The organism is Leifsonia sp. Leaf336 (assembly GCF_001423695.1).
Classification (GTDB): domain Bacteria; phylum Actinomycetota; class Actinomycetes; order Actinomycetales; family Microbacteriaceae; genus Leifsonia.
In genome coordinates this window covers 612,630-635,841 of record NZ_LMOZ01000001.1, presented here as the reverse complement: position 1 = coordinate 635,841, position 23,212 = coordinate 612,630, and the positions used below count along the sequence as shown (strand labels likewise).

The following is a 23,212-nucleotide window of genomic DNA, read 5'->3' as shown; positions in this document are numbered from 1 at the left end:
TCCGGGTTGAAGTGAGGCTATGCGTTAACGGCCAGAATCGCAATCACGAGTTTTGATTTCGGCCACTTTTGCAACACGATGTTTACAAATCAGCCACGCTGATCGACTCGGGGATGAGCATGGGGCCTCGCCGCACGGGTACGAGCACGACGGACGTCTGGGCTGCCGTGACCCCGAGGGCAGCGACATCCTCGGTGAGGAACCGGTAGAGCGCCTGCTCGTCGGCCACGACGCAGTCCACGAGCAGCTGGGTCGCTCCGGTGCACGCGGCGCAGAACCGCACCGACGGATGCCGGCCGAGCGCCTCTCCGACCTGCTCGACCCGGTCGGGCGACACCTGTAGCCACGTCAGTGCCTCCACCCGCAATCCGTGGAGCGCAGGGCTGATCTCCGTACGCACGTGCAGGACACCCGCTCCGAGCAGGGCATCCAGGCGCCGCTTCACCGTCGGCGGTGTCACGCCGATGCGTTCGGCGACCTCGATGGCCGACGCACGTCCGTCTTCGGCGAGAATGGCGACGAGCCGGTCGTCATCGGCCGTCAGCGCCACCTTTCCGGTCGCGCGAGGCCCCTCACTCTCACCCCCGCGCAGCTGAGAGAGCGTCGTATCCGGAAGTGGAATGGCGGTCCAGTCGAACCCGGACCGGAAGAACTTCAGCACGGTTCCCACCCGCACCGACACCAGGTGGTCGAGTTCGGGCAGCTCCTCGACGACGAGCCGCGCGCTCTCCTCAGGGGTGCGCGGCATGAGCTGGCAGATCACGTCGGCACCGCTCTCGAGCACCGAGACGCTCGACGCGTCCGTGCGGGTGGCGAGGGCGCGGGCGACCGCCACGGCGTGACCGGGCCGAGTGGAGATCTGGATCACCAGCGGGCGGGCATCGCCGACCCTGGTGGTGTCGAGGTAGGTCGACACGCGCACCGCACCGGCATCGAGCAGCCGCTGTCCGCGCCGCGCGATCGTGCGCACCGGCACGTCGATCACCTTGGCGATGAGGCCCCAGCTGGCACGCCCGTTCGCCTGGAGCGCCGCGGCGATGCGGGAGTCGAGTTCGTCGAAGTCGGTCGAAATGGCCACGACCCTACGCTAGCCGTGCGACCCGTCGGCCGGCGCGAGCGGCGGCGACCATGTCGACGCTGAGGACGATCAGGGCGACCCAGACGAACCCGAACCCCACCCAGCGCTCGGGCGGCATCGCCTCGTGGAGCACGAAGACGCCGACAAGGAACTGGATCAAGGGCGTGACGTACTGGACGAAACCCATGTAGACCAGCGGGAGGCGACGGGAGGCCGCGGCGAAGAACAGCAGCGGCACCGCAGTGACCACACCGGCCCCCGCAAGTGCGATGGTGTGCCAGGCGCCGTACCCGACCAGTGTGATGCCCGTGGTCAGGCCGACGACGGTCAGTTGGACGACGGCGACGGGCGTGAGCCACATCGTCTCGAGCGTGAGCCCGGAGATCGCGTCGACCGACGGCCCGACCCGCTTCTTGATGAGGCCGTAGAACCCGAACGAGAACGCCAGCACCAGCGCGATCCACGGGAACGCTCCGTATCCGACGGCCAGGACGACGACGGCGACAGCGCTCAGGCCGACCGCCACCCATTGGGCCGGCCGCAACCGTTCGTGCTGCACCATCACGCCGAGGAGCACCGTGACGATCGGATTGATGAAATACCCGAGCGCCGCCTCCACGACGTGGCCGGTCACCGTGGCGAGCACGTACGTCTGCCAGTTGACATAGATCAGAGCGCCGGCGAGCGCCATCGTGAACAGGATCCGCGGCGAGCGGACCAGGAGCCTGAATGGGCGCCACGCGCGCGTGAGCGTGAGCAGCAACGCGCAGAAGACGAGCGAGAAGATCACGCGCCACGCGACGATCTCCCAGGCGGTCGTCGGGGCGAGCGCGATGAAGTACAGCGTGAGCACGCCCCACAGCACGTGCGCCGAGATCGCGAAGACCAGCCCGGAGGTGCGGTGTTCGGCGGAGGGAGATGGCGGCACTTGTCGACTCTAGCGGCGCTCACCGACACACGACGAAGGCCCGGGCGCTCAGCGCCCGGGCCTCATCGAGAAGGTTCGTCAGCGGACGACGACCGCGAGAACGTCGCGGGCCGAGAGGACGAGGAAGTCCTCGCCGCCGAACTTGACCTCGGTGCCCCCGTACTTGGAGTAGATCACCTTGTCGCCGACGGCGACGTCGAGCGGCACGCGGTTGCCGTTGTCGTCGATGCGGCCCGGTCCGACGGCGACGACCTCGCCCTCCTGGGGCTTCTCCTTGGCGGTGTCGGGGATGACCAGACCGGAAGCAGTGGTCTGCTCAGCCTCGACCTGCTTGATGACGATGCGATCTTCGAGCGGCTTGATGGAGACCGACACGGTTGACCTCTTTCTTTGGTGAACTCAGTCTTTGCGAACTCAGGTGGAGTGCGGCTTGCGTTAGCAAACTCGCACGGAGAGTGCTAACCGCAAGTCTAGGGGGTGCTTTAGCAGTCCCGCAACGTGAGTGCCAGAAGGTACCGTGGTCCACATGGACCGGTCCGAACTCGTCGAATTGTTGAGCCCAGAAGGGCTGCGACTGCTCGACTCGCTGCCCCCGTACCGGTCCGAGAAGGACGTGCTCGGCATGGTCACGTCCCTGCGCAAACAGGGTCACTCCCCCGCGCTGGTGGCCGCTGTTCTCACGCAGGCGAAGCTCCGCAAGAAGGCAGCAGGCAAATTCGGCGAGTTCGCCTCCCGGATGCTCTTCACGGAGGCGGGGCTCGAGCAGGCGACGCGACTGTCGGTCGCCGCTCGCCACGCCGGCCGGTTCCGCGCGGCGGGGCTTTCCCGCATCGCCGACCTGGGCTGCGGCATCGGCGGCGACGCGCTGGCCATCGCGGCACTCGACCTGGAGGTCACGGCGGTCGACGCCGACGAAGTCACCGCCGCGATCGCCGCCTTCAACCTGGCCCCTTTCCCCTCCGCGACGGTCGAGCACCGCCGCGCGGAGGACGTGAGCCTGCGCTCCATCGACGGCGTCTACCTCGACCCCGCGCGACGGACGGCCGGGCACACGGACACCGACCGGCTCACCGACCCCGACGACTACACACCGTCGCTCGGCTTCGCCTACGAACTGGCGACCGGTCGCTCTGTCGGCCTGAAGCTCGGCCCCGGGTTCGACAGGGACCTCATCCCGTCGACCGCCGAAGCGCAGTGGGTGTCGGCCGACGGCCAGGTGGTGGAGCTCGGCCTGTGGTTCGGCGCGCTTGCGCGCTCGGGCATCCGGCGCTCGGCGCTCGTGCTGAGGGGCGACGACGGGCACGAACTGACCGCGGAGGCGGACAGCGAGGACGCCGAGACGGGCGAGCTCGGCGAGTACCTCTACGAGCCGGACGGCGCGGTCATCCGCGCACGCCTGATCGGCGACCTGGCACGCCGGCTCGACGGCCGGATGCTCAGCGACGGCATCGCTTACATCACGACGGACGTCGCAACGGAGACGCCGTTCGCCGTGGGGTTCCGCATCCTGGAGACCCTGCCGTTCGCCGAGAAGGAACTCAAGAAGGCGCTCCGGGCGCGCGACATCGGCACGCTCGAGATCAAGAAGCGCGGGGTGGATGTCGACCCGGCGGCACTGCGCACCCGGCTCAAGCTCTCCGGCGGCCGGCCGGCGACGATCATCCTGACCCGCGTCGACGGCAAGCACACCGCGCTGCTCGCCGAGCGGCTCTGAGAGCCGCCCGGCGAGCGCAGATCAGCGCGGGTCCGCGTCAGTACCGGTAGGTCGCGTTGATGTTCGCGAGGATGATGCCCAGGACGATCCAGAAGATGATCGCGATGACCACGCTGACGAAGCCGAGGATGATGCCGGTCAGCCAGAATCCCTTGGCCTGCGGCTCCTTGTTGCGTCCGATGAATCCGAGGACGATCGCGGCGACTCCGAAGAGGAACCCGATTCCCCACGCGAACGTCAGGACGATGCCGACGATGCCGCCGACGAGCGACAGGATGCTGAGGATCGGCGACTTCGCAGCCGGCTGCCCGTAAGGCTGGGCGTAGCCGGGAGCGGGCTGCCCATAGGCGGGCTGACCGTAACCTGGCGCGGGCGGCTGCTGCCCGTACGGCTGCTGGGGCTGCTGGCCGTATGGCTGCTGCGGCTGGCCGTAGGGCTGCTGCGGCTGGCCGTACGGCTGCTGCGGCTGCTGCCCGTACGGCTGCTGGGGCTGGGGAGGCTGCTGGCCGTATGGCTGCTGCGGAGCGCCGTACCCGGGCGCTGCCGGCGGCACAGGAGGCGCGGGCGGCGCGACCGGAGGAACCGGCGGGACACCGTCCGGGGCCGGTGCGGGGACGTCGGACGACGGCGGAACCGGCTGAGCGGGCGTTCCTTCCGTTCCTTCGGGCTCTGTCGCGCCTGACGGGGTGTTCGGATCGGACATTGTGCCCATCTCCCTCTCTGGTGGCTTCCTGAGAAAATGCTGTACTGGATCAATCGTCGCAGTGGGCCACCGACGTGTCAACGTCCCGCGCCATTCCGCGCGAGACCGGGCGCACCGGAGGTCAGGCGGCGGCTCCGCCCTCCGCGGCCACCTGGATGTCGGTCACGGGCAGGGTCGAGTCGGCGCCGAAGTCCAGCCGGCTGGGCTCCCGGCCGGCCATGATGAGCTGCGCGCCGAGCGCCGCGATCATCGCGCCGTTGTCGGTGCACAGCGACAGGGCGGGGATGCGCAGGGTCACGCCGGCCTCCGCCGCCCGCTGCACGGCGAGTTGACGCACCCGCGCGTTCGCGACGACCCCGCCGCCGAGCAGCAGGCGCGGAACACCGTAGTCGAGGCACGCCGCGATCGCCTTGGTGAGCAGCACGTCGGCGACCGCTTCGCGGAACGAGGCCGCGACGTCGGCGACCGGTACCTCTTCGCCGGCGTCCTGGCGCTGCTCCACCCAGCGGGCAACGGCGGTCTTGAGTCCGGAGAACGAGAAGTCGTAGCGGTGCCGCTCCAGATCTTTGGGCTTGGTGAGTCCACGCGGGAAGCGGATCGCGCGCGGGTCGCCGTCCGCGGCGACACGGTCGATCTGCGGGCCGCCCGGGTACGGGAGGCCGAGGACCCGCGCCACCTTGTCGAACGCCTCGCCCGCCGCATCGTCGATCGTCTCGCCCAGCAGCTCCACGTCCGACACCAGGTCGCGGACGAGCAGCAGCGAGGTGTGCCCTCCGGAGACCAGGAGCGCGACCGTCGGCACCTCGACGGGGTGCCCCGGACCTCCGCCGGCGTCGAGGACGTCGGCCCCGACGTGGCCGACGAGGTGGTTGACCGCGTACAGCGGCTTTCCGAGCGACAGGGCGAGCGCCTTGGCAGCGCCGACACCGACCATCAGCGCGCCCGACAGGCCGGGACCGCTCGTGACGGCGATGGCGTCCAGGTCGGCCAGTTCGATTCCGGCGTCCTCGACAGCGGTGCGGAGGGTGGGGGTGAGCGCCTCCAGGTGCGCGCGGGCCGCAACCTCCGGAACGACGCCGCCGTAACGCGCGTGCTCCTCCATCGACGAGGCGATCGTATTGGAGAGCAGGGTCGTGCCGCGCACGATGCCGACGCCGGTCTCGTCGCAGGAGGTCTCGATGCCGAGCACGAGCGGCCCGGCACCGTCCGCCGCGACGTGGGAAGGGCTGCCGTTCATGCGATCGTGGTCTCCGGTGTCGGGACGGAGAGGCGCATGACGATCGCATCCACCCCGTCGGGCTGGTAGTAGTGGGGGCGCACGCCGATCTCCTCGAAGCCGAGAGTGCGGTAGAGGGTCTGGGCGCCGGGATTGTCGGCCCGCACCTCGAGGAACACCTCGGTGGCGCCGCGATGCCGCGCCTCGCCGATCAGCGCCAGCATGAGCGCCCGCCCGAGACCGTGCCGGCGTGCGCCGGGCACGACGGCGATGGTCTGGATGTCACCCTCGCCTGCGCCGCGCGGGGCCAGCAGACCGCCGTACCCTTCGACGCGGTCGGTGCCGTCGACCGGCACCGCCACGAGGTAGTACCCGTGCGGGCCGGTCAGCTCGGATCGCATCGTGTCCACCGACCACGCGTCGGTGACGAACGTGGAGCGCTCGATGTCCATGATCGCGTCGAGGTCGCGTTCGGTCGCACGACGCAGCTGCCACGACCCGGCACTCCCGGCACTCTCGTGCGCAGAGGGCTGCTCGGTCACGCGCTCACCCGCTTGGGGCCGGGCGACAGCGTGACGTCGGGAGAACGCAGGTAGAGAGGTTCGTTCCGGTCGAACGGGAGGCCCGCCGCGAACCGCAGCTCCGCGATCATCCCGAGCAGGCCGGCCGACACCTCCACGGCGTCCTCGCGGGGGAGGTCGGTGTGCGGGAGGTCGTCGGGCTTGGCGAGGCCGGGGCCGTCCAGCCGCACCGGGAGGCCGTGCTCGTCCACGCCGGAGTACGCCGTCCAGTACCGCTCGCGCCGCCGGGCGTCTGTGACGACGAGCAGCGGCTCGGTGTGACCGGCGAGATAACGCTCGTAGGCGACGGCGTCATGGCTGACGACCGGCACGAGCGGCCGCCCGGCGCCGAACGCGAACGCGGTGGCGGCGGCGATGCCGACCCGCAGCCCGGTGAACGGGCCGGGGCCCATGCCCGCCACGACGCCGGACAACGCCGCGACGCTCGTGCCGGAGGCCTCCAGCGCCGCACGGATGAGGTCGCCGACGACCTCCGCGTGCCGCATGGTGTCCGTCTCCCCCACTTCGGCCAGGATCCCGCCGTCGCGGTCGACGACGGCGACGCTCGTGCCGGCGGAGGTGTCGATGGCGAGCAGCATGACTCCAGCCTAAGCGGTGGTCAGGACAGCCAGCGCGGCCCGAATCCGGTGACGGTCACCGTGCGCGGCTCGTCCGCGTCGGACTCCGGGTCGGCGTCGCCCTCGGAGGCGCCGGTCGGCCGCACGATCTCGATCTCCAGCCACGACTCCGCGACGCCGTCGAGCATGCCGCCGCCCCACTCGACCACGACGACCGAGCGTGCGAAGTCGATGTCGAGGTCGTCGAGCTCCAGGGCGCTGGAGAGCCGGTAGGCGTCCACGTGCACGAGAGGCACGCCTGCGACGAGGCTGGGATGCGTCCGCGCGAGGACGAACGTCGGGCTCGTGACCGGCCCGCGCACCTCCAGGCCGTCGCCGATGCCGCGGGTGAGGGTGGTCTTGCCTGCGCCCAGCGGGCCCGTCAGCACCAGGAGGTCGCCCGCGCGCAGCAGTCGTGCGAGCTCGACGCCCAGCGCGTGCATGTCTTCACTGGTCGCGACCGTGCGGTCGATCAGCACGCGTGCGCTCATGCCGACGCCCCGCGGTAACTGCGTCGCAGCCGACCTCCCAGCCGCGTGACGATCTCGTAGCTGATGGTGTCCGCGGCGTCCGCCCAGTCGTCCGCACCCGGCACCCCGGTTGCGGGATCGCCGAAGAGCACGACCTCGTCGCCCACGGCGACCTCCGCGTCTCCGACATCGACGACGAACTGGTCCATCGCGACCCGGCCGGCTATGCGATAGCGCTGCCCGGCGATCGATACCGGACCGCGGCCGGAGGCGTGCCGCGGGATGCCCTCGGCGTAACCCAGCGGGACCAGCACCAACGTCGTCTCGTCGGCCGTCCGATACGTGTAGTCGTAGGACACGCCGGTGTCGGCCGGCACCCGACGGACGGCCGCGACCTGCCCGCGCAGGGTCATCGCCGGCCGCAGCCCGAGCTCGGCGGCCGATTCCGCCCCGAACGGGCTCAGGCCGTAGGCGGCCAGACCGAGGCGGACCAGGTCGAATCGTGACTCCGGCAGGCTCAGGGCCGCGGCGCTGGCCGCGATGTGGCGCAGCTCGGGGCGGAGGCCGACCGCTTCGGCCTGTTCCAGGCCGCGTTCGAACACCGCGATCGCCGCGCGGTCGTCCTCGGGCGACGCGTTGGAGAGGTGGCTGAAGACGCCGCGCACCACCAGGACGCCGGTCTCTTCGAGCTCGCGCGCGCGGGCGACGGCGCCCTCCCACGCCGAGGCGGGGATGCCGTTGCGGCTGAGCCCGGTCTCGATCTTCAGCTGGACGAACGCCGGCGCGTCGGGCGTTCCCGCCGCCGCTGCAGCCTCCAACTGGGCCAGCGACGAGATGCCCACGTCGACGCCCGCTGCGACCGCCTGGACGAAGTCCTCGTCGGGGTCGTGCAGCCAGGCCAGCACCGGCGCCTCGATGCCGGAGGCCCGCAGCTGGAGAGCCTCGGCGATCTCGGCGACACCGAGCCAGTCCGCGCCTCCGGCCAGCGCCGCCCTGGCGCACTCGATGGCGCCGTGACCGTATGCGTTCGCCTTGACGACGACCATCGCGTGCGGGGTTCCGACGATCTCACGCAGGCGCCGCACGTTGGCGGTGACGGCGTCGAGGTCGATGACCGCCTCACGGAACGCGGCGGTCATGCGCCCTCCAGCACCACGAACGCGGTCGCGATACCGGCATCGTGCGACATCGAGACGTGGATGTGCGCGATCCCGCGTTCGGCGACCTGACGACGGACCACGTTGTGCAGCACGAACCCCGGGTTCCTCTCTTCGTCGGGAACGATCTCCATGTCGTGCCAGCGCACGCCCTCGGAGCCGCCGAGCGCCTTGATCAGCGCCTCCTTCGCCGCGAACCGCGCGGCGAGCGAGTGCACGGGCAAGCCGCGCTCGGCCTCGGTGAACAGGCGCTCACGCAGTTTCGGCGTGCGGCTCAGCGATCGCTCGAAGCGCGCCAGGTCGACGACGTCGACCCCGATGCCGGCGATCACGACACTCCTACTCGACGGTGACGGACTTGGCCAGGTTGCGCGGCTGGTCGACGTCGAGGCCCTTGGCCGCCGAGAGCTCCATCGCGAAGATCTGGAGCGGGACGACCGAGAGCAGCGGCTCGAACAGCGGAGCGGCGAGCGGGATGCGGATGACCTCGTCGGCGAACGGCAGCACCGCGGCGTCTCCGGCCTCGGCGATCGCGATGATCCGGGCGCCGCGGGCGCGGATCTCCTGGATGTTGGAGACGACCTTCTTGTGCAGCTCGTCGGACCAGCGCGGGCTCGGGACGACCACGAACACGGGCTGGCCCGGCTCGATGAGGGCGATCGGGCCGTGCTTGAGCTCGCCGGCGGCGAACCCTTCCGCGTGGATGTACGCGAGCTCCTTGAGCTTCAGCGCACCCTCGAGCGCGATCGGGTAACCGACGTGCCGGCCGAGGAACAGCACCGAGCGGGTGTCGGACATCCAGTGCGCGAGCTGGGCGATCGTGGCGTGCGACTCGAGGACGGTGGCGATCTTCTCCGGCACGGCCAGCAGTTCGGCGACGGCATCGCGCTGCTGGGCGGCCGACAACGTGCCGCGCACGCGGGCGAGGTGGAGGCCGAACAGGTACAGCGCCGTGATCTGGGCCACGAAGGCCTTGGTGGAGGCGACAGCGACCTCGGGACCCGCGTGCGTGTACAGCGCGGCGTCCGACTCGCGCGGGATGGTCGCACCCTGCGTGTTGCAGACCGAGATGGCCTTCGCGCCGGCGTCGCGCGCGTACTTGACCGCCATCAGGGTGTCCATCGTCTCGCCGGACTGGCTGATCGAGATGACGAGCGTGCCGTCGGTGATGACCGGCTCGCGGTAACGGAACTCGTGGCTGAGCTCCACGGTCACCGGAACCCGCGCCCACTTCTCGATCGCGTAGCTGCCGACCAGACCGGCATAGGCGGCGGTGCCGCAGGCCACGATCGTGATGCGGTCGATGCCGGCGAGGAAGCCGTCGCCCAGCGCGTCCAGCTCGGGGATGTGAACCGTGCCGTCGACGATGCGCTGACGCAGCGTGTTCGCGACCGCGTCGGGCTCTTCGGCGATCTCCTTGGCCATGAACGACGACCAGCCGCCCTTCTCGGCGGCGGAGGCGTCCCAGGCCACCTCGAAGGGCTCGACCTCGACGGGAGCGCCCTCGAAGTCGGTGACGGTGACCGAGGCGGGGGTGATCGTCACGATCTGGTCCTGGCCGATCGCGACGGCGCGACGGGTGTGCTCGACGAACGCGGCGACGTCGGAGCCGAGGAAGTTCTCGCCCTCGCCGAGCCCGATCACGAGCGGCGAGTTGCGGCGGGCGCCGACGACCACATGCGGCTGGTCCTGGTGGAGCGCGAGCAGAGTGAAGGCGCCCTCGAGCCGCGACACGACGCGCTGGAAGGCCTCGCTCAGGTCGCCGGTGGCGCGATACTCACGACCGAGGAGCACGGCGGCGACCTCGGTGTCGGTCTCGGACTCGAACGCGAAGCCGTCGGCGAGGAGCTCGTCCTTCAGCGTGGCGAAGTTCTCGATGATGCCGTTGTGGATGACGGCCAGCCGGCCCTCGTCGCCGAGGTGCGGGTGGGCGTTGCGGTCGGTCGGACCTCCGTGGGTCGCCCAGCGGGTGTGTCCGATACCCGTTCCACCGTTCGGGATCGGGTGGACGTCCAGGTCGTCGGAGAGCACGGCGAGCTTGCCCGCCTTCTTGGCGGTGCTCAGGTGCCCGTCAGGGTCGATGACCGCGATGCCCGCGGAGTCGTACCCGCGGTACTCCAGACGCTTCAGGCCGCCCAGCAGCACCTCCAGACTCCGGTCGCTACCGACGTACCCCACGATTCCACACATGCGCTCGATTCTACGTGACGCTTCCGACCGAAGCGGCCGATAGGCACTGGCCTGAGCTGTATGTGTGTGCTATATATCAATACCAACCGAATGGGGGAACCAATGCGCCGATTCGTTCGTGGTCGACTCCGACTCGTCTCCTCGGCGTGCGCACTGGCGCTCGCCGGCGGAATGATCGCAGCCGCGGTGGCTCCAGCCACGGCCGCCGACCCGACTCCGACCCGATCAGACCTTGCGTGCAGCTATTACCGGAGCACGGCAGCCGCCATCCAAGCTGCGCCGAAACCGTGGCGCGTCACGTCGTCCGACGTCGTCACGGATGCCGCAGGACACCAGGCGCGCGCCTGGGCCGGCTACGCCACTCATCAGGCCATCGCGGATCACGCGGGCGCGACCTATATCGGCTACTTCGACGCGAATCGCGTCCTCACTGTGGCCAAGCGCGGTGCGAACGAGACGGCCTGGACTGTGCACCCCCTCGGAGCGACGCTCCAGCACGACTCCCACTCGAGCGTGACGCTCGCGTTCGATACGAACGGCAATCTCCATGTCGTCGCGCGTATCAAGTACAGCGACAAGCTCCGTTATTGGGTGACCACCCGGCCTGGCGATCTGAGCACGCTGACAGCCGCGTCGATGATCCCGAGCTGGACGGACAACGGGACGCCGTTCGAGAACTGGGTGTCGTACCCGGAGCTGTACACGGGCGTGGGCGGCCAGCTCTTCTTCCGCTATGCGCACGGCCAGCCGGGGGCGTCGTACACGATCGTCTATCAGTTCGACGCAGCGAAACGGGTGTGGGAACTCTCCAACCCCGGAACCGGCTACCAAGGGCTGGCGAAGGTCTGGGCCGGCTGGTACACCAACCCCACGTGGAGCGTGTATCCAACCGTGCCTCAAAAGGGCCCCGACGGGCGCTACCACATGATCTGGACCTGGCGCGGCGACGGCAGCGCCGACAGCAACTCCCAGGTGGACTACGCCGTGAGCGACGACCTGCACGTGTGGAAGAACATCAAGGGCGAGGTGATCTCGAACACCAGCTTCACCTACAACGACCTCCGGCCGGTCGTCGACAACATCCCCAAGGGCGGCGGCCTCCTCAACGACTCCGGTATGGCGCTGGGATTCGACGCATCAGGACGCCCGGTGATCTCTTACTTCAAGCACGCGGGCACCGGCGCCGACATGACGACGCAGCTCTTCATCGCTCGTCCGAGCGGGACGAACACGGGCACCGGCTGGACGATTCAGCAGGTCAGCGCGTGGACGGGCAAATACGACCTGGCGAACAACGTCGTCGACGCGGGCGTCTTGAACGCGAACGAGGGAGCGCGGCAGGTCGGCGCGGACCTGGTGATCCCGTACCTGTGCCAGCAGAAGGGCCACACGCTCTACCTCGACGCCTCCACGGGAAAGGTCGTCGCGGACGTGCCAGCCACCGCGGACACGTCCCTGCCTGCCCAGGTCCTGAGCTCCGCCTTCGCGCCGGGTTACTTCATCTGGCCCCAGACCGTCACCACCGAGGAATCGACCGCCTCGTCGACGCGCCTGCTCAAATGGGAGGCCGGCCCATGGGTCGTCGACGGCGATATCGTGCCGCATTGGAGCTACCCCGTGGGCGGATCGCCGCTGACCGTGTACACGCTGGCCAGGTAGCCGCGAAGTCCGGTGACAATGGCCCGACGCTGGAGCCTGTCTAGACTTGAGGGCTATGGCTGAGAACGGCGCCGCTCGCGGCGGATCCACGGCGAACGGTGAATCCAGCACCCCCTTTGTGGAGTTGAGCCGCACCGACTGGGCCGAGCTGGCGCAGAACACCCGCCTGCCGCTCAAAGAGACCGAGATCGTCCAGCTTCGGGGTCTCGGCGACCCGCTCGACCTGCGCGAGGTCGAGGAGGTCTACCTCCCGCTCAGCCGTCTGCTCAACCTCTACGTGGGCGGCACCAAGCAGCTTCACCGCGTGACCAGCGACTTCCTGGGCGAACGCGCTCAGCCGACGCCGTTCGTGATCGGCGTCGCCGGCTCGGTCGCGGTCGGCAAGTCCAGCATCGCCCGCCTGCTGCGTGAACTGCTCTCGCGGTGGGACGACACGCCTCGCGTCGAGCTGGTCACCACGGACGGGTTCCTCCTGCCGAACGCCGAGCTCGAACGGCGCGGACTCATGGAGCGCAAGGGCTTTCCGGAGTCGTACGACCGCCGCGCGCTGCTCCGCTTCGTCACCGAGGTGAAGAGCGGCGCACCGGAGGTCCGCGCCCCGTTCTACTCGCACCTCAGCTACGACATCGTTCCCGACGCCGAAATCGTCGTGCGGAGGCCCGACGTCCTCATCGTCGAGGGCCTCAACGTCCTCCAACCGGCCGGCGGCGGGAACCGGCTCGCGGTGAGCGATCTGTTCGACTTCAGCGTCTATGTCGACGCCCGCACCCGTGACATCGCCCACTGGTACGAGGAGCGCTTCCTCAAGCTGCAGCGCGGCGCGTTCGCGAATCCCAAGTCGTACTTTCATCGGTACGCCCAGCTCACCGAGAGCGAGGCCAGAGCGCGCGCGGTTTCGATCTGGTCGGCGATCAACGAACCCAACCTGATTCAGAACATCCGGCCGACGCGCTCCCGCGCGAAACTCGTCCTTCGGAAGGACGCCGACCACACCGTGAGCTCGGTGCTGCTCCGCAAGCTCTAGGACGCGGCGAGTCGAACAGCATGAGGCTTGCATGCATGTAGATCTCATCCTCTGGGACGGAACTCCGGAGATGAGCAGGCTTGATGCATGGCCACCCCACGATTCGAAGCAGCTCGAATTCTCGGGGAGCGACTGCGGGGCCGGCGGATGGCTTTGGGACTCTCGCAATACGAGGTGGCAAGTCTGAGCCAGGTCGATCTCGCCAACTACGGAAAGGTCGAGCGCGGAGTCGGCAACCCCACCCTGACAACGCTTCTACAGCTCGCGATCACTCTGGAGATCGAGCCGCACTCCCTCCTTGATGGACTGGCGGCGCCGGAGCTTCTGCCCGAGCGGCAATATGCGTTCACGGCATCCGACTTCGTCCGCGAACAAAAGCGACGGCGCGGCACTCCTGACCACAGCGCCTGAGTTACTCGACGCTCCCTCGATCCGTCCATCGATCGATGACCACAGCGAGCTATCGGGCGTCTCGGATCCTGGGAAGACGACTACGGCGTCGCCGTGAGGAACTCGGGCTGCGGCAGGACGAAGTCGCGGCGCTCAGCCAGGTCAACGCCTCCCACTACGGAAAGTTGGAGCGCGGCGAAAGCAACCCGACCGTCCAGACTCTTCTTCAGATCAGCATCACGCTGGAGGTAGAGCCCGCATGGCTCGTTCGCGGCCTCGATGACGAGGCTCTTCTGTCCGCGTCAGAGATCATGCATAGAAGCTTCTGAACTACATCACCACCGTCTGAGTCCACTGGGTTATCAGACAGGATGGACACAGACTGAATGCATGCCTACGCCGAGCTTCGAAGCCATTCGCATCCTTGGCCACCGCTTGCGAGAGGCGCGCCGGCGAATCGGATTGAACCAATACGACGTCGCGCACGAGAGCATGGTCGACGCCGCGAACTACGGACGGCTGGAGCGCGGCGAGGGCAACCCCACTCTTCTCACGTTGCTTCGACTGTCGGTTCGGCTCGGCGTGGAACCGGGCGAATTGCTTGCCGGGTTGAACGACCAGGAACTCCTCCCGGAGCAGGCCAGACCATTCACCGTTTCGGAGTTCCGCCGCGAGCAGGAGCGCCGGGGCAACGGCTGACGGCGGCGCGTCTAGACGCCCAGCCGCTCCCGCACCACGTCGGCGAGCTCGTTCGCCAGGCGCTCGGCGGTGTGCTGGTCGGCAGCCTCCACCATGACCCGCACGAGCGGCTCGGTGCCGGACGGACGCAGCAGCACCCGGCCGCTGTCGCCGAGCGCGGCCTCCGCTGTCTGCACGGCGAGCTTGAGGGGCTCGTCGGTGTGCACCGCGTGGTGGTCGACGCCCTTCACGTTCACCATGACCTGCGGGTAGACCGTCATGACCTTCGCCAGCTCCGCGAGCGACTTGCGCTGACGCGCCATCTCGCTGAGGAGGTGGAGACCCGTCAGGATGCCGTCGCCGGTTGTCGCGAACTCGCGCATGATGACGTGACCCGACTGCTCGCCGCCGAGGGCGTAGTCGTTCCGGTTCATCTCCTCGAGCACGTAGCGGTCGCCTACTGCCGTCTCGACGATGCGGATGCCCTGCTCGCGCATGGCGATCTTGAGACCGAGGTTGCTCATCACGGTCGCCACGAGCGTGTCGTCTTTGAGCTTGCCGCGCTCTTTCATGCCCACCGCGAGGATGGCCATGATCTGGTCGCCGTCGACGATGTTGCCGTCCGCGTCGATCGCCAGGCAGCGGTCGGCGTCGCCGTCGTGCGCGATTCCGACGTCTGCGCCCGCGGCGAGGACGGCCTCGGCGAGGTTGTCGAGGTGCGTCGAGCCGACGCCGTCGTTGATGTTCATACCGTCGGGCGAGTCGCCGATGACGGTCACGCGCGCGCCGGCGTCGGTGAACACCTCAGGCGAGATGCCGGCAGCAGCCCCGTGCGCGCAATCGAGGACGACGTGGATGCCGTCGAGGCGATGCGGGAGGCTCGCGAGCAGATGAACGACGTAGCGGTCCTCCGCGTCCGCGAAACGGCGGATGCGGCCGACTTCGGCGCCGGTCGGCGTGAGCTTCTCCATGTCGAGGTGCTGTTCGATGCGGTCCTCGACGACGTCCGGGAGCTTGGTGCCCCCGCGGGCGAAGATCTTGATCCCGTTGTCGGGGGCGGGGTTGTGCGAGGCAGAGACCATCACACCGAAGTCTGCGTCGAAGTCGGCGATGAGGAAGGCCGTTGCCGGCGTGGGGATGACACCGGCGTCGTAGACATCGATGCCGGAGCTGGCCAGCCCGGCCGCCACAGCAGCCGAGAGGAATTCGCCGGAGACCCGGGGGTCACGGGCGACGATCGCCAGCGGGCGCTTGCCCGCGGCGCGCCGAGCCTCCGCGCTGCGGCCTCGCGTCAGGACAGCCGCAGCTGCCTGAGCGAGACCGAGCGCGAGGTCGGCGGTGAGCGTACCGTTCGCGAGTCCGCGGACTCCGTCCGTTCCGAAAAGGCGGGGCATGAACCGAAGCCTAAACGCTGACGAGTGTCAGCGCTTCGAGAACTGCGAAGCCTTGCGCGCCTTCTTGAGTCCGGCCTTCTTGCGCTCGGTGACGCGGGCGTCACGAGTGAGGAAGCCGGCCTTCTTGAGGGTCGGACGGTTGTTCTCGCGGTCGATCTCGTTGAGCGCACGGGCGATCGCGAGACGCAGCGCGCCGGCCTGGCCCGAGGGGCCGCCACCGGTGATGCGGCCGACGACGTCGTAGGCGCCGATGAGGTCGAGGACCTTGAACGGGTCGGTGATGAGCTGCTGGTGCAGCTTGTTCGGGAAGTAGTCCGCGAACTCACGGCCGTTGACCGTGATGGTTCCGGAGCCCGGGACCAGGCGCACACGCGCGATGGCCTCCTTGCGGCGGCCGACGGCCGCGCCGGGTACGGAGAGGACGGGACGCGGGGCCGCGGGGGCCGCGCTCTCGGGGGTCTCGGTCGAGTAGGACTCGACGTTCTCGACCTGAGCCGAGTCGATGCTGTCTTCGATCTTCGCCACGGTGGTGATAATCCTTTGTCTTAAGTCTGTCGTGAAGGTCGTGGATCGCTTACTGGGCGACCTGGCCGAGCGTGTACTGCTTCGGCTGCTGGGCGGCGTGCGGGTGCTCGCTTCCGGTGTAGACCTTCAGCTTGCGGAGCTGAGCGCGGCCGAGGGAGTTCTTCGGCAGCATGCCGCGGACGGCCTTCTCGACGGCGCGAACCGGGTTCTTCTCGAGCAGCTCGGAGTACGTGGTGGCCTTGAGGCCGCCCGGGTAACCCGAGTGACGGTAGGCCTTCTTCTGGGCCGCCTTCTGACCGGTGAGGGCCACCTTGTCGGCGTTGACGATGATCACGAAGTCGCCGCTGTCCATGTGCGGAGCGAACGTCGGCTTGTGCTTGCCGCGGAGGAGGGCGGCGGTGTGGCTGGCGAGACGGCCGAGCACGACATCGGTCGCGTCGATGACGACCCAGTCGCGCTGGATCTCGTCTGCCTTCGGGGTGTAGGTGCGCGTCACAGTAGTGGCTGCTTTCTGTATCGAACGGAGGAGTTCGTGAATCCCGCTCCGATGGGGGTTGCCCTCCCGAGGGGAGGAGAACCGGGGCCGGTGGAGGGCTCACGTTCGCGTGCCGCGCCGCAGGAGGCGCAGACACCAAGGGTCAATACTACGCGACACGCCCGGAGGCGGTCAAACCGGGCAATCGGCGGGGGGTCTGGCTCCGCCCTGGGGCTGAAATCGCACGTCCAGCTCGTGGCGTTCGCCCACGAGAACGGGCTCGTTCGCTGACGACGCCCGAGCCCGAGGCGCTCAGAGCGTCCGGAGCCCGCGGGTCTGCTCCGCCCGCGCGGCGAGCTCGGCGTCGTCCGGGTAGCCGACCTCCATCAGGGTCAGGCCGCGAGCCGGCATCACTTTGAAGGCGCTGGTCCGCAGGTGCGCATCACGCAGCTCGACGAGGTCGCCAGGAGTCAGCGATCCCTCCCCCACTTCGACGCAGGCGCCGACGAGCGCCCGGACCATGCTGTGGCAGAACGCATCCGCCACGACCTCGCCGACCAGCACCCGGTCGTCGTCGCGGCGCCAGGAGAAGTCGAGGAGGGTGCGGATCGTGGTGGCTCCCTCCCTGGCCTTGCAGTAGCTGGCGAAGTCGTGGAGCCCGAGGAGGCCGTGCGCCGCGACGTCCATCGACTGGGGGTCCAGGTCGGCCGACACCCAGGCGGTGCGGTGGCGCTGCAGGGGGTCGCGCAGGGCGAGCCGGTCGGCGACCCGGTACTCGTAGCGGCGCCACACAGCGGAGAACCGTGCGTCGAACCCGGTCGGCGCTTCGCTGCAGCGCAGCACGACGACGTCGGACACCGGGCCGAGGATGCCGTTGAGGCGTCGGGCGAGCGCCTCCTGCGCCGCCAGTGGCGGACGTTTGCCGTGCGGCTTCCGCAGCATCGCGACCTGCTCGGCCGAGAGATCGACGTGCGCCACCTGGCCGCGCGCGTGGACGCCGGCATCGGTGCGCCCGGCGACGGTGAGCACGGGAGGCTCCCCCGCTCGGCGGAAGATCGTCGCGAGACCCGCCTCCAACTCGCCCTGAACCGTGCGGAGGGCGGGCTGCCGCCCCCAGCCGTTGAAATCGGTGCCCTGGTAGGCGATGTCGAGTCGGAAACGGGTCGCCTCGCCGGTCATCAGTACTCCCGCACCAACCCGGTCTCGGAGAACGTCGTCGCGAACCCCATGCCGGTGTAGAGGCCGAGCGCGCCGCTGGGGTTGTCCGCGTCCACGTCGAGCACCGCCTTCTGCCACCCCCGCCGTGCGCTTTCGTGCAGAACGGCGCTGAGCAGAGCGGCCGCGATGCGTCGGCCGCGGTGCGCACGTGTGACCGCGACGGTAGAGATGTAGGCCCCCGAGAATCCCTGCGCCTCCCAGTCGTCCTCGTTCACGTCGCTGAGGACGACGCCCGCGACCTCCTCACCCGCGAGCGCGACGAACGACACCTCCGGGGCGAACGTGCCTCCGATCAGGCTGGCCCACTGCTCCTCGCTCAACGGCTGGCTGCCCCAGTGGTCGAGGAAGGCCGCGTCGCGCGCGGCGTGCACGGCCTCCGCCAGCTCCGACGCGTAGGGCACGATCCGCACGGCCTCCGTCGGCACGACATCCGGGATCGGCTCGGCGAGGTCGCGCTCCATCGTGTGGAACCAGCGCACCGCCTCGAACCCGGCGGCTGCGAGAAGCCGCTCCCGATCGGGAGCACGCGTGTCGGAGTATCCGACGAGCCAGCCGGGGAGGCGCTTGTCCAGCGCTGCGAGCTTCTGCTCGCCGCGCGCCCGCTGCCAGGCGACCAGCTCGCGGCCGATACCGATGCCGCGGTGGTCGGGGTGAACCGCGCCGTTCAGGAACTCGCGCACCAGGGTGATCTGCCGGGGCGGTTCCAGGATCGACCCGACCGCGAGCACGGCGCCGTCGTGCCCGACCGCGAGCAGCGTGTCACGCTCGAGGTCGACGAAGCTGAAACCGAGTTCGTCCTCCACCTCTTCTCGCGTGGTGAGGTAATTGGGATGGTCGACCGCGTCACTGGCCCTCAGCACGGCGTGCACGGCGTCGACGTCGGCTTCGGTGATCGGCCGCCATTCGGCGACAGCGGAATGCTGCGGCCGGTACGTCGGAGGCGCCTCCACGCGCTCGTTCAGCGGCGGAAGAGTCGTCTCGACGGATTCTGGCCCCGGCATCCCGCCAGCCTAGCGTGGAGGCCTTCGGGTGCCGAAACGGCGAGACGCCCCGCATCTGGAAGGAAGCGGGGCGTCTCACTGATGAAGCGGCAGGCTCAGGCCTTCTCTGCCTCGTCCTCGGCGGTGGTCTCACCGGCGGCCTCGGCGTCGCCGGTGGCCTCCTCGACGACCTCTGCCTCAGCAGCGGTGGTCTCCTCGGTGGCGGCCTCCTCCTCAGTGGCGGCCTCCTCCTCGACGACCGGCTCCTCGACGGGAGCGGCCTTCGGGGTCGCCGTCTTCTTGGCCGGCTTGGCCTTCGGGGCGACGGGCTCGAGCACGAGCTCGATCTGCGCCATCGGCGCGTTGTCGCCCTTGCGGAAGCCGAGCTTGGTGATGCGGGTGTAGCCGCCCTCACGCTCGGCGACCAGCGGCGCGATCTCGGTGAAGAGCTCGTGCACGACGCTCTTGTCGCCGATGACGGCGAGCACGCGGCGACGCGCGTGCAGGTCGCCGCGCTTCGCGAACGTGATCAGGCGCTCGGCGTAGGGACGCAGACGCTTGGCCTTGGTCTCGGTCGTCTTGATGCTCTTGTGGGTGAACAGCGCGGCGGCCAGGTTGGCGAGCATCAGACGCTCGTGCGCGGGACCGCCTCCGAGGCGGGGGCCCTTCGTGGGCTTAGGCATGATCGGTTATCTCCAGTAGTGAAAAGTCGAAGGCTTCGCTGACGCGGCCTCAGATGGTGGACTCGTCTTCTTCGTACCCGCTGTAGAAGTGGGCGCCGTCGAAGCCGGGGACAGAGTCCTTGAGCGACAGACCCATCTCGGTCAGCTTGTCCTTGACCTCATCCACCGACTTCTGACCGAAGTTGCGGATGTTCATGAGCTGCGTCTCGGACAGCGAGACGAGCTCGCTGACCGTGTTGATGCCCTCACGCTTGAGGCAGTTGTACGAGCGCACCGACAGGTCGAGGTCCTCGATCGGCATCGACAGCTCGGAGCTCAGCACCTGGTCCACCGGCGCGGGGCCGATCTCGATGCCCTCTGCCGCGCTGTTGAGCTCGCGGGCGAGGCCGAAGAGCTCGACGAGGGTGCGGCCGGCCGACGCGATGGCGTCGCGCGGGCTGATCGCCGGCTTGGACTCGACGTCGACCACGAGGCGGTCGAAGTCGGTGCGCTCACCGGCACGGGTGGCCTCGACGCGGTAGGTGACCTTGAGGACCGGGGAGTAGATCGAGTCGATCGGGATCTGGCCCGCCTCGCTGTACTCGTTACGGTTCTGCTGGGCCGACACGTAGCCGCGGCCGCGCTCGATGGTCAGCTCGACCTCGAACTTCGCCTTGTCGTTCAGGGTGGCGATGACGAGCTCGGGGTTGTGGATCTCCACACCGGCCGGAGCCGAGATGTCGGCGGCCGTGACCTGGCCGGCACCCGTCTTGCGCAGGTAGGCGGTGATCGGCTCGTCGTGCTCGCTCGAGACGACCAGGCCCTTGATGTTCAGGATGATCTCGGTGACATCCTCCTTGACACCGGGAACCGTGCTGAACTCGTGCAGCACGCCGTCGATGCGGATGCTGGTGACGGCCGCGCCCGGGATGGACGAGAGCAGGGTGCGGCGCAGCGAGTTTCCGAGGGTGTAGCCGAAGCCCGGCTCGAGCGGCTCGATGACGAACCGCGAACGGAACTCGGAGATGTTCTCTTCGGTGAGCGTAGGACGCTGTGCAATGAGCACTGTTGATTCCTTTCGGCTGAGTGTCCGCTATATGACACTCGCGTGAGTGAGGTGGGGTTCGTCACGCCGTCAGGCGGCGGTCCGGTGAGGACCGCCGCCTGGGCGGACGTGGAAGAGAACTAGACGCGGCGACGCTTCGGCGGGCGGCAGCCGTTGTGCGCCTGCGGGGTGACGTCGTTGATCGAGCCCACCTCGAGGCCGGCGGCCTGCAGCGAGCGGATCGCGGTCTCGCGGCCCGAGCCCGGACCCTTGACGAAGACGTCGACCTTCTTCATCCCGTGCTCCTGCGCCTGGCGGGCGGCCGACTCGGCAGCCAGCTGAGCGGCGAACGGGGTGGACTTGCGCGAGCCCTTGAAGCCAACTCCACCGGAGGACGCCCACGAGATGACCGCACCGGTGGTGTCGGTGATCGAGACGATGGTGTTGTTGAAGGTGCTCTTGATGTGGGCCTGGCCCACAGCGATGTTCTTCTTTTCCTTCTTGCGCGGCTTGCGAGCGGCCGACTTGGGTGCTGCCATTATGTTTCTCCTTCAGTCCTGATGTCGGCCTAGCGAGCCTTCTTCTTACCGGCGACGGTGCGCTTCGGGCCCTTGCGGGTACGAGCGTTCGTCTTGGTTCGCTGGCCGCGGACCGGGAGGCCCTTGCGGTGGCGGATGCCCTCGTAGCTGCCGATCTCGACCTTGCGGCGGATGTCGGCGGCGACCTCACGGCGGAGGTCACCCTCGACCTTGAAGTTGCCCTCGATGTAGTCGCGCAGTGCGACGAGCTGGTCGTCGGTCAGGTCCTTGACGCGGATGTCGCCCGAGATCTCGGTCTCGCGAAGGGTCTGCAGCGCACGAGTGCGCCCGACGCCGTAGATGTAGGTGAGTGCGACCTCCACGCGCTTCTCGCGCGGGATGTCGACGCCTGCTAGACGTGCCATGGTGTGGCTTCTCCTGTGATGAGTGGAGGTCTTCAGCGGTCCCGGTGCCCCGGCCTCCTCCGAGGGTGTCCCCCGCCTCCACGAATGGAGGCGGGTTCTGGGATCGCTTCGATATTGAGTTGAGTCGTGCTGGCAGTCGGAACTGCCGCCGCGATCAGCCCTGGCGCTGCTTGTGGCGCGGGTTCTCGCAGATGACCATGACCCGGCCGTTGCGACGGATGACCTTGCACTTGTCGCAGATCTTCTTGACGGAGGGCTTGACCTTCATTGTGTTATTACCTTTGTTCGCTGTCCTCGTACCTCGCCAGGGGCTACCCGGTGGCGTGGCCGTTACTTACAGCAACCCGTTACTTGTAGCGGTAGACGATCCGGCCGCGGGTCAGATCGTAGGGGCTCAGCTCCACGATCACGCGGTCCTCGGGGAGGATGCGGATGTAGTGCTGGCGCATCTTGCCGGAGATGTGGGCAAGAACCTTGTGACCGTTGGTGAGCTCGACGCGGAACATCGCGTTGGGGAGCGCCTCGATCACAGATCCTTCGATCTCGATGACACCGTCTTTTTTGGCCATAGCCTCACTGTCGCTAGTCGTAGTGGTTTGCTGGTCGTGCGTTTACACCGGCGATAGGCATGCATCGAGCACGCCTAAGACACCAAGGATCAATCTTATGGGATACCGAGCCATTTCGCCAATTCTGGGCTATCATCTGCGCCCGCTGTGAGCGAACAGGGATGACCGCTCACGCGATCGGCGTCGGCGTTATCCCGAAGGGAGCGAGGCCCGCCGCTCCCCCGTCGGCCGCGGTCAGCACCCAGATGCCGTCCGCGTGGACGGCCACGCTGTGCTCCCAGTGGGCGGCGGCGGAGCCGTCCTCGGTCGCGACCGTCCAGCCGTCGTCTTTCACGTAGGTGTCCTGGTCGCCCAGAACCACCATCGGTTCGATCGCGACCACGAGGCCGGGGCGCACCTCCGGCCCCTTCGAGCGCACGCGGTAGTTGAACACCGGTGGCTCCTCGTGCATGCGGCGCCCGATCCCGTGCCCGATGTAGTCGGTGAGGATGTCGTAGTCACCCTGCGAGAGGATGTGGTCCTCGACCGCCTCGCCGACTTCGTTGAGATGGCGAGCCGTCGCGAGACGGGCGATGCCATGCCAGAGCGACTGCTCGGTCACATCGGAGAGCTTCTGCCGCTCGCCCACCCGCTCCGGGTGCGCGGGGTCGGCCAGCACGAAGGTGCGTGCCGCGTCGCCGTTCCAGCCCGCGCCGTCGGCGCCCGTGACGATCGCGCCGCTGTCGATCGACACGATGTCGCCGGGCAGCAGGATGCGCGGGCCCGGGATGCCGTGCACGACCTCGTCGTTCACCGACGCGCAGATCGTGTGGTGATAGCCCGCCTCGAGCTTGAAATTCGAACGGCCGCCGGCTCGCTCGATCGCCGCCTCCGCGATCTCATCGAGCTGGAGCGTGGACATACCCGGGGACACGACCTCCGCGACGGCGTCCAGAGACGCCGCGGTCGCCCGCCCCGGCGCGACCATCTGGCGCAGCTGGGCGGGCGTCTTGTAGATCGTCCGCTTGAAGGCCACGG

General features: G+C 68.7%; 29 protein-coding genes. 6 read left to right on the top strand and 23 right to left on the bottom strand.

Annotated elements, in window-relative coordinates; translation table 11 throughout:
• Positions 1-82 precede the first annotated feature (82 nt).
• The 3 genes from ASF88_RS03090 to groES all read right to left on the bottom strand — a co-directional run bounded on the left by ASF88_RS03090 (position 83) and on the right by groES (position 2,381).
• A complete protein-coding gene (locus ASF88_RS03090; protein WP_055914062.1) occupies positions 83-1,078 on the bottom strand; it encodes an Lrp/AsnC family transcriptional regulator in 996 nt (331 codons plus the stop codon).
• A 4-nt stretch (positions 1,079-1,082) separates the two neighbouring features.
• Positions 1,083-2,006 (bottom strand): EamA family transporter RarD, encoded by a 924-nt coding sequence (rarD, locus tag ASF88_RS03085; protein ID WP_055914060.1) that lies wholly within the window; start codon positions 2,004-2,006, stop codon positions 1,083-1,085.
• 78 nt (positions 2,007-2,084) lie between these two features.
• Complete coding sequence (gene groES / locus ASF88_RS03080; RefSeq protein ID WP_022889766.1) at positions 2,085-2,381, bottom strand: co-chaperone GroES; 297 nt, start codon at positions 2,379-2,381, stop codon at positions 2,085-2,087.
• Between the two features lie 151 nt (positions 2,382-2,532).
• On the opposite strand from groES, the gene ASF88_RS03075 reads away from it, so the two are divergent.
• On the top strand, positions 2,533-3,720 hold the full coding sequence (locus tag ASF88_RS03075; RefSeq protein ID WP_055914058.1) for a THUMP-like domain-containing protein: 1,188 nt from the start codon (positions 2,533-2,535) through the stop codon (positions 3,718-3,720).
• A gap of 37 nt (positions 3,721-3,757) precedes the next feature.
• Here ASF88_RS03075 and ASF88_RS03070 read toward each other — a convergent pair whose 3' ends face one another.
• From ASF88_RS03070 to glmS, 8 genes are all read right to left on the bottom strand, one after another.
• On the bottom strand, positions 3,758-4,423 hold the full coding sequence (locus ASF88_RS03070) for a DUF4190 domain-containing protein (RefSeq protein WP_055914056.1): 666 nt from the start codon (positions 4,421-4,423) through the stop codon (positions 3,758-3,760).
• A gap of 121 nt (positions 4,424-4,544) precedes the next feature.
• Positions 4,545-5,660 carry a tRNA (adenosine(37)-N6)-threonylcarbamoyltransferase complex transferase subunit TsaD gene (gene tsaD / locus ASF88_RS03065; protein WP_055914053.1) on the bottom strand — a complete coding sequence of 372 codons (1,116 nt, stop codon included), beginning with the start codon at positions 5,658-5,660 and terminating at the stop codon, positions 4,545-4,547.
• Positions 5,657-6,181 (bottom strand): ribosomal protein S18-alanine N-acetyltransferase, encoded by a 525-nt coding sequence (gene rimI, locus ASF88_RS03060; RefSeq protein ID WP_442915014.1) that lies wholly within the window; start codon positions 6,179-6,181, stop codon positions 5,657-5,659. Before rimI ends, tsaD begins: the two co-directional genes overlap by 4 nt.
• Positions 6,178-6,798 carry a tRNA (adenosine(37)-N6)-threonylcarbamoyltransferase complex dimerization subunit type 1 TsaB gene (gene tsaB, locus ASF88_RS03055; protein WP_055914050.1) on the bottom strand — a complete coding sequence of 207 codons (621 nt, stop codon included), beginning with the start codon at positions 6,796-6,798 and terminating at the stop codon, positions 6,178-6,180. The genes rimI and tsaB overlap by 4 nt, the downstream gene beginning before the upstream one ends.
• A 20-nt stretch (positions 6,799-6,818) precedes the next feature.
• On the bottom strand, positions 6,819-7,307 hold the full coding sequence (gene tsaE, locus ASF88_RS03050; RefSeq protein ID WP_055914047.1) for a tRNA (adenosine(37)-N6)-threonylcarbamoyltransferase complex ATPase subunit type 1 TsaE: 489 nt from the start codon (positions 7,305-7,307) through the stop codon (positions 6,819-6,821).
• Positions 7,304-8,425 carry an alanine racemase gene (gene alr / locus ASF88_RS03045; protein ID WP_055914045.1) on the bottom strand — a complete coding sequence of 374 codons (1,122 nt, stop codon included), beginning with the start codon at positions 8,423-8,425 and terminating at the stop codon, positions 7,304-7,306. Before alr ends, tsaE begins: the two co-directional genes overlap by 4 nt.
• On the bottom strand, positions 8,422-8,775 hold the full coding sequence (locus tag ASF88_RS03040) for a holo-ACP synthase (protein WP_055914041.1): 354 nt from the start codon (positions 8,773-8,775) through the stop codon (positions 8,422-8,424). Before ASF88_RS03040 ends, alr begins: the two co-directional genes overlap by 4 nt.
• 7 nt (positions 8,776-8,782) lie before the next feature.
• Positions 8,783-10,633 (bottom strand): glutamine--fructose-6-phosphate transaminase (isomerizing), encoded by a 1,851-nt coding sequence (gene glmS, locus ASF88_RS03035; protein WP_055914038.1) that lies wholly within the window; start codon positions 10,631-10,633, stop codon positions 8,783-8,785.
• 186 nt (positions 10,634-10,819) lie between these two features.
• On the opposite strand from glmS, the gene ASF88_RS03030 reads away from it, so the two are divergent.
• From ASF88_RS03030 to ASF88_RS03010, 5 genes are all read left to right on the top strand, one after another.
• A complete protein-coding gene (locus ASF88_RS03030; protein ID WP_162242557.1) occupies positions 10,820-12,292 on the top strand; it encodes a BNR repeat-containing protein in 1,473 nt (490 codons plus the stop codon).
• Positions 12,293-12,347: 55 nt separating this feature from the next.
• Positions 12,348-13,316 (top strand): type I pantothenate kinase, encoded by a 969-nt coding sequence (coaA, locus tag ASF88_RS03025; protein WP_055914033.1) that lies wholly within the window; start codon positions 12,348-12,350, stop codon positions 13,314-13,316.
• Between the two features lie 87 nt (positions 13,317-13,403).
• A complete protein-coding gene (locus ASF88_RS03020; protein ID WP_082518718.1) occupies positions 13,404-13,727 on the top strand; it encodes a helix-turn-helix domain-containing protein in 324 nt (107 codons plus the stop codon).
• 35 nt (positions 13,728-13,762) lie between these two features.
• A complete protein-coding gene (locus tag ASF88_RS03015) occupies positions 13,763-14,035 on the top strand; it encodes a helix-turn-helix domain-containing protein (protein WP_055914028.1) in 273 nt (90 codons plus the stop codon).
• A gap of 61 nt (positions 14,036-14,096) precedes the next feature.
• Positions 14,097-14,405 (top strand): helix-turn-helix domain-containing protein, encoded by a 309-nt coding sequence (locus ASF88_RS03010; RefSeq protein ID WP_055914025.1) that lies wholly within the window; start codon positions 14,097-14,099, stop codon positions 14,403-14,405.
• An 11-nt stretch (positions 14,406-14,416) separates the two neighbouring features.
• Here ASF88_RS03010 and glmM read toward each other — a convergent pair whose 3' ends face one another.
• The 12 genes from glmM to map all read right to left on the bottom strand — a co-directional run bounded on the left by glmM (position 14,417) and on the right by map (position 23,210).
• Positions 14,417-15,778, bottom strand: coding sequence for a phosphoglucosamine mutase (gene glmM / locus ASF88_RS03005; RefSeq protein WP_055914023.1), 1,362 nt, complete (start codon positions 15,776-15,778; stop codon positions 14,417-14,419).
• 27 nt (positions 15,779-15,805) lie between these two features.
• Positions 15,806-16,303, bottom strand: coding sequence for a 30S ribosomal protein S9 (rpsI, locus tag ASF88_RS03000; RefSeq protein WP_055914020.1), 498 nt, complete (start codon positions 16,301-16,303; stop codon positions 15,806-15,808).
• Positions 16,304-16,352: 49 nt separating this feature from the next.
• Positions 16,353-16,799: a 50S ribosomal protein L13 gene (gene rplM, locus ASF88_RS02995; RefSeq protein WP_055914016.1), complete on the bottom strand. Its 447-nt coding sequence runs from the start codon at positions 16,797-16,799 to the stop codon at positions 16,353-16,355.
• 291 nt (positions 16,800-17,090) lie between these two features.
• The gene (locus tag ASF88_RS02990) at positions 17,091-17,957 is read right to left on the bottom strand and encodes a tRNA pseudouridine synthase A (protein WP_055914014.1); all 867 of its coding nucleotides are present in this window, start codon (positions 17,955-17,957) and stop codon (positions 17,091-17,093) included.
• The gene (locus tag ASF88_RS02985) at positions 17,957-18,997 is read right to left on the bottom strand and encodes a GNAT family N-acetyltransferase (protein WP_055914011.1); all 1,041 of its coding nucleotides are present in this window, start codon (positions 18,995-18,997) and stop codon (positions 17,957-17,959) included. Before ASF88_RS02985 ends, ASF88_RS02990 begins: the two co-directional genes overlap by 1 nt.
• Before the next feature lie 95 nt (positions 18,998-19,092).
• Positions 19,093-19,659 (bottom strand): 50S ribosomal protein L17, encoded by a 567-nt coding sequence (gene rplQ / locus ASF88_RS02980; protein ID WP_055914008.1) that lies wholly within the window; start codon positions 19,657-19,659, stop codon positions 19,093-19,095.
• A 49-nt stretch (positions 19,660-19,708) separates the two neighbouring features.
• Complete coding sequence (locus tag ASF88_RS02975) at positions 19,709-20,704, bottom strand: DNA-directed RNA polymerase subunit alpha (protein WP_055914005.1); 996 nt, start codon at positions 20,702-20,704, stop codon at positions 19,709-19,711.
• Positions 20,705-20,823: 119 nt separating this feature from the next.
• Complete coding sequence (gene rpsK, locus ASF88_RS02970) at positions 20,824-21,222, bottom strand: 30S ribosomal protein S11 (protein ID WP_018191944.1); 399 nt, start codon at positions 21,220-21,222, stop codon at positions 20,824-20,826.
• A 29-nt stretch (positions 21,223-21,251) separates the two neighbouring features.
• Entirely contained in the window at positions 21,252-21,626 is a 375-nt protein-coding gene (rpsM, locus tag ASF88_RS02965) for a 30S ribosomal protein S13 (protein WP_055914002.1), read from the bottom strand.
• Positions 21,627-21,780: 154 nt separating this feature from the next.
• A complete protein-coding gene (rpmJ, locus tag ASF88_RS02960) occupies positions 21,781-21,894 on the bottom strand; it encodes a 50S ribosomal protein L36 (protein WP_021759549.1) in 114 nt (37 codons plus the stop codon).
• 79 nt (positions 21,895-21,973) lie between these two features.
• Positions 21,974-22,195: a translation initiation factor IF-1 gene (gene infA, locus ASF88_RS02955; RefSeq protein ID WP_011186713.1), complete on the bottom strand. Its 222-nt coding sequence runs from the start codon at positions 22,193-22,195 to the stop codon at positions 21,974-21,976.
• A gap of 169 nt (positions 22,196-22,364) precedes the next feature.
• The gene (gene map, locus ASF88_RS02950; protein ID WP_082518716.1) at positions 22,365-23,210 is read right to left on the bottom strand and encodes a type I methionyl aminopeptidase; all 846 of its coding nucleotides are present in this window, start codon (positions 23,208-23,210) and stop codon (positions 22,365-22,367) included.
• Positions 23,211-23,212: the final 2 nt, after the last annotated feature.

Excerpts from the sequence above, each read along its gene's own strand:
- ASF88_RS03075 (WP_055914058.1), top strand. The coding sequence starts at position 2,533 with ATGGACCGGTCCGAACTCGTCGAATTGTTGAGCCCAGAAGGGCTGCGA.
- ASF88_RS03070 (WP_055914056.1), bottom strand. The coding sequence starts at position 4,423 with ATGTCCGATCCGAACACCCCGTCAGGCGCGACAGAGCCCGAAGGAACG.
- tsaD (WP_055914053.1), bottom strand. The coding sequence starts at position 5,660 with ATGAACGGCAGCCCTTCCCACGTCGCGGCGGACGGTGCCGGGCCGCTC.
- tsaB (WP_055914050.1), bottom strand. The coding sequence starts at position 6,798 with ATGCTGCTCGCCATCGACACCTCCGCCGGCACGAGCGTCGCCGTCGTC.
- tsaE (WP_055914047.1), bottom strand. The coding sequence starts at position 7,307 with ATGAGCGCACGCGTGCTGATCGACCGCACGGTCGCGACCAGTGAAGAC.
- alr (WP_055914045.1), bottom strand. The coding sequence starts at position 8,425 with ATGACCGCCGCGTTCCGTGAGGCGGTCATCGACCTCGACGCCGTCACC.
- glmS (WP_055914038.1), bottom strand. The coding sequence starts at position 10,633 with ATGTGTGGAATCGTGGGGTACGTCGGTAGCGACCGGAGTCTGGAGGTG.
- coaA (WP_055914033.1), top strand. The coding sequence starts at position 12,348 with ATGGCTGAGAACGGCGCCGCTCGCGGCGGATCCACGGCGAACGGTGAA.
- ASF88_RS03020 (WP_082518718.1), top strand. The coding sequence starts at position 13,404 with ATGGCCACCCCACGATTCGAAGCAGCTCGAATTCTCGGGGAGCGACTG.
- ASF88_RS03015 (WP_055914028.1), top strand. The coding sequence starts at position 13,763 with ATGACCACAGCGAGCTATCGGGCGTCTCGGATCCTGGGAAGACGACTA.
- ASF88_RS03010 (WP_055914025.1), top strand. The coding sequence starts at position 14,097 with ATGCCTACGCCGAGCTTCGAAGCCATTCGCATCCTTGGCCACCGCTTG.
- glmM (WP_055914023.1), bottom strand. The coding sequence starts at position 15,778 with ATGCCCCGCCTTTTCGGAACGGACGGAGTCCGCGGACTCGCGAACGGT.
- ASF88_RS02990 (WP_055914014.1), bottom strand. The coding sequence starts at position 17,957 with ATGACCGGCGAGGCGACCCGTTTCCGACTCGACATCGCCTACCAGGGC.
- ASF88_RS02985 (WP_055914011.1), bottom strand. The coding sequence starts at position 18,997 with ATGCCGGGGCCAGAATCCGTCGAGACGACTCTTCCGCCGCTGAACGAG.
- rplQ (WP_055914008.1), bottom strand. The coding sequence starts at position 19,659 with ATGCCTAAGCCCACGAAGGGCCCCCGCCTCGGAGGCGGTCCCGCGCAC.
- rpsK (WP_018191944.1), bottom strand. The coding sequence starts at position 21,222 with ATGGCAGCACCCAAGTCGGCCGCTCGCAAGCCGCGCAAGAAGGAAAAG.
- rpsM (WP_055914002.1), bottom strand. The coding sequence starts at position 21,626 with ATGGCACGTCTAGCAGGCGTCGACATCCCGCGCGAGAAGCGCGTGGAG.
- rpmJ (WP_021759549.1), bottom strand. The coding sequence starts at position 21,894 with ATGAAGGTCAAGCCCTCCGTCAAGAAGATCTGCGACAAGTGCAAGGTC.
- infA (WP_011186713.1), bottom strand. The coding sequence starts at position 22,195 with ATGGCCAAAAAAGACGGTGTCATCGAGATCGAAGGATCTGTGATCGAG.